The organism is Caulobacter sp. HMWF025, from assembly GCF_003060965.1.
GTDB lineage: Bacteria > Pseudomonadota > Alphaproteobacteria > Caulobacterales > Caulobacteraceae > Caulobacter.
In genome coordinates, this window is record NZ_QAII01000076.1 from 1 (window position 1) to 3,741 (window position 3,741).

The 3,741-nt window shown below is 66.0% G+C and carries 4 protein-coding genes; 1 reads left to right on the top strand and 3 read right to left on the bottom strand.

What is annotated here, in order from left to right; translation table 11 throughout:
- The first annotated feature begins 363 nt into the window (after positions 1–363).
- Positions 364–660: a hypothetical protein gene (locus DBR10_RS09130; protein ID WP_108505506.1), complete on the top strand. Its 297-nt coding sequence runs from the start codon at positions 364–366 to the stop codon at positions 658–660.
- Here the strand turns inward: DBR10_RS09130 and DBR10_RS09135 are convergent.
- The 3 genes from DBR10_RS09135 to DBR10_RS09145 form a co-directional block, all read right to left on the bottom strand.
- A complete protein-coding gene (locus DBR10_RS09135; RefSeq protein ID WP_108505507.1) occupies positions 657–1,763 on the bottom strand; it encodes a sugar kinase in 1,107 nt (368 codons plus the stop codon). The genes DBR10_RS09130 and DBR10_RS09135 overlap by 4 nt on opposite strands.
- A complete protein-coding gene (locus tag DBR10_RS09140; protein ID WP_108505508.1) occupies positions 1,764–2,438 on the bottom strand; it encodes a bifunctional 4-hydroxy-2-oxoglutarate aldolase/2-dehydro-3-deoxy-phosphogluconate aldolase in 675 nt (224 codons plus the stop codon).
- Positions 2,439–2,892: 454 nt separating this feature from the next.
- Positions 2,893–3,741 (bottom strand): phosphoenolpyruvate carboxylase (locus tag DBR10_RS09145; RefSeq protein ID WP_146187833.1); only part of this gene is annotated, 849 nt, incomplete at its 5' end.

Genomic DNA, 3,741 nt, shown 5'->3' on the forward strand with positions numbered 1-3,741 from the left:
CGGGAGCAACCTCCATCCCTCTGGCGGCGGTCGGCCGTGGATCACAGAAACGACGTGGGGTGACAGGGTCGACGGGGACGGCAGGCAGGCAGAGATGCCTGCGGTCCGGGACAGGCCTCGCGGCCTGCCCGCCGGTCGGCGGCCTAGACGGCCTGGCGTGAACAGCGCCGAAGGGCCGGATGCTGCCGAAAAACGGTCGCGCGGAGCGTCTGAACTTCGTCGAAACGGTATTTTTTCAATGCTTTCCGGGCGAGGCCCGGACGCTCCGCCCCCTCCCCGACCGTTGCGGCCTCCGGCGCGACGCCGAGATCGTGCGCCTGGAGTCTCCCGGAAGAAAACCGACACGCCACAGAAAGGACCCCCATGCCCCGCAGCCGAACCCGCGTCCGCAACCGCACCATCGACAAGTCCGCCGACCCGGCCTGGCCCAGGGCGCGCCGGGCCCAGCTCTATCGCGAAGTCATACGACGCATGAAAAAGCTGCTCAGCCCCCCGACCAGGACCGATCCGAACGAAAAAGCCCCCGATCCTGAGACCGGGGGCTTCTCTGATCCGGCAATCCCGGCCCAGGAGCCGCGTTTGCCTGAAACACAAGGGCAGGACGAGCCTCCGGCTCGGCCCGTTACACGCCGGACCGCGGTGACCGTCCTGACCGACTAGCGGATGACCCGCGCGCCCTTGCCCTTCATCACGGCCTCGACTTCCGCCTGGCGCACCATCGAGGTGTCGCCGGGCGTGGTCATGGCCAGCGCACCGTGAGCCGCGCCGTACTCGACGGCAGCCTGTGGGCCCTTGCCTTCCATGAAGCCGAAGGCCAGGCCCGAGGCGAAGCCGTCGCCGCCGCCGACGCGGTCATAGATCTCGAGGTTCTCGCGCATCATCGAGGCGTAGAACTCGCCGCCGGCATAGAGGATCGCCGACCAGTCATTGACCGAGGCGGTCTTGGCGTTGCGCAGGGTGGTGGCGGCGACCTTGAAGTTCGGGAACTCCTTCACCGCCGTCTCGATCATCTTCTTGAAGTTGGCCGGATCGATCGAGCTGATGTGCTCGTCCAGGCCCTCGACTTCAAAGCCCAGGCAGGCGGTGAAGTCCTCTTCGTTGCCGATCATCACATCGACATACTGGGCGATGTGGCGGTTGACCTTCTGGGCCCCTTCCTTGCCGCCCTGCGACTTCCACAGCGAGGCGCGGTAGTTGAGGTCGTAGGAGATGACGGTGCCGTACTTGCGGGCCACTTCCACCGCCTCGATCACGGCCTCAGCCGTGCTCGACGACAGGGCCGCAAAGATGCCGCCGGTATGGAACCAGCGCACGCCTTCCTCGCCGAACAGCTTCTCCCAGTTCACTTCGCCGGGACGGATCTGCGAGGCGGCCGTGTGGCCCCGGTCGCTGCAGCCCAGGGCCGGACGCACGCCGAAGCCCTTCTCGGTGAAGTTCAGGCCCACGCGGGTGTTGCGGCCGAGGCCGTCGAAATCGCGCCAGATGATGTGGCTGGTGTCGACACCGCCCTGCATCATCAGATCCTCAACCAGCCAGCCCAGGTCGTTCACCGGCAGGGCGGTGACGGCCGTCGAGCGCTTGCCCCAGCACTTCCTGAAAGCGCGGGCGACATTGTATTCGCCGCCGCCTTCCCAGACGTTGAACTGGCGCGCGTTGCGAACCCGGCCGAAGCCGGGGTCAAAACGCAGCATCACTTCACCGAAGCTGGCGCAATCCCACTTCGTTTCCGAAGCCGGGCGGATGTTGAGGATCTGATCAGTCATTTAGGCCTTCCCACGAACCTTCTTGATGAGCTCAACCGTCTCGCGGACCTTTGCGGTGATGCCCGCATAGTCCTGAGCGTCGAGGAGTTCCGGCGTGATGAGCTTGGAGCCCATGCCGGCGGCGACGATGCCCGCGCCGAACCACTTCTTGACCGAAGCTTCGTCGGGATCGACGCCGCCGGTCGGCATGATGCGGGTCCAGGGCATCGGGCCCAGCACCGCCTTGATGAAATCGGGACCGCCGACCGACGAGCCGGGGAACACCTTGACGATCTCGCAGCCCAGTTCTTCGGCATAGGAGATTTCCGAGGCCGAACCGCAGCCCGGCGAGTACGGGATCTTGCGGCGGTTGCAGACCTTGGCGACGTCAGCGTTCAGGATCGGGCCGACGACGAACTTGGCGCCGTTGGCGATGTAGATGCCGGCGGTCGGTGCATCGACGATCGAGCCGACGCCCATGATCACGCGCGGATCGGCCGAGGCGAAGTGCCTGGTGACTTCGTAGAAGACATGGCTGGCGAAATCGCCGCGGTTGGTGAATTCAATGCAGGGCGCGCCGCCGTCGGCACAGGCCTGGATGACCTTCTTACAGACCTCGACGTCCGGGTGATAGAAAACCGGAATGACGCCCTGGTCCATCAGGGCGGTCAGCACCGCCATACGGTCTTTCACCATTATATAGTCCTCCAAAAGCATCGATCTTGCGCAGGAGCCGCAAAGTGGCCCCGTCGCAGGGAAGATTTCGCCGGTATTGGCTCAGGGCGATCGTTTAGACCGCGCCGCGCACGGACGCCACCTTGGGCTTGCCGTTGCGTCAAACAAAGGCGCGTTTGCGCCGGATTGTTCCCTTCCCCAAGATCCTGGGCCCGACCTGCTGCAAAAGTGAGGGCGCCGGGTCTGGCCCGACGCCCCGAAGTTTGCGCAGGAGCGAGCTCAAAGAGCCGCAGACGAGACGGTCCGACCAGGTCGACCCGAAACGTTTTGATACCGGTGTCATCTCCGGGGTGAGCCAGAATTGCTACCGGTGTCATTTGAGTCATAACCCGAAACCCGCCGCAGGCGCAAGCGGTTCTCGATACCAGCGTTACGCTTCTAGAGCCTTGGAAAGCCTGAGCTTTCGCAACCGGTCTCACCCGGTGTTGCGAAGCCCCGCTGCGATCCCGGCCACGGTCAGCTGAATGGCCAGACGGACGGCCTCATCCTGGTCTCCGCGCCGGCGGCGCGACAGGAGCTCCAGCTGCAGGTGGTTCAGCGGATCCACCGACAACCCGGCCAGGGCGACCGACTCGGCCAGCTCGGGCTGGTTGTCGAGCAGGGCCGTGCCGCCCCGGATGGCCAGGGCCAGACCGGACGCCGCCTCGTGCTCGCGCTGGATGGTGGCGAAGATCCGCTCGGCATTGGTCGGATCCTGCGACAGGGCCATGTAGCGGGCCGCGATGCCCATGTGGCTCTGGGCCAGGGCCAGCTCCATGTTCGACAGTAGCGAGGCGAAGAAGTCGAAATCGCCGGCCAGGTCCTGCAGCTGCTGGACCGACAGCCCTGCCCGCTCGACCCCGGCCGCAAAGCCGTACCAGCCCGGCAGCATGAAGCGGGCCTGCGACCAGGAGAACACCCACGGGATGGCCCGCAGGTCCTCGATCTTGCGGCTGGCGGTCCGCGACGCCGGGCGGCTGCCGATATTGAGTCCGACGATCTCGCCGATCGGGGTCGCCGACCAGAAGAAGTCCTCGAAGGCCGGATCGTCATAGACCAGGGCCCGATAGCCTTCGAACGAGGCCTGGGCCAAGGCGGTCATGGCCGCCTCGACCTTCGGGTCCGGCCGCACCGCGGGACGTTCGCTGGCGATCAGCACCGCCGCCGCCAGACCGTCCAGATTGCGCCGCGCGGTCGGCTGATCCCCAAACCGGCGGGCGATCATCTCGCCCTGCTCGGTCATCCGGATGCGGCCCTGAACGGTACCGGCCGGCTGGGCCAGCAC

Bases quoted from the DNA above. Each gene is read 5' to 3' on its own strand.
- DBR10_RS09130 (WP_108505506.1), top strand. From the start codon at position 364: ATGCCCCGCAGCCGAACCCGCGTCCGCAACCGCACCATCGACAAGTCC.
- DBR10_RS09135 (WP_108505507.1), bottom strand. From the start codon at position 1,763: ATGACTGATCAGATCCTCAACATCCGCCCGGCTTCGGAAACGAAGTGG.
- DBR10_RS09140 (WP_108505508.1), bottom strand. From the start codon at position 2,438: ATGGTGAAAGACCGTATGGCGGTGCTGACCGCCCTGATGGACCAGGGC.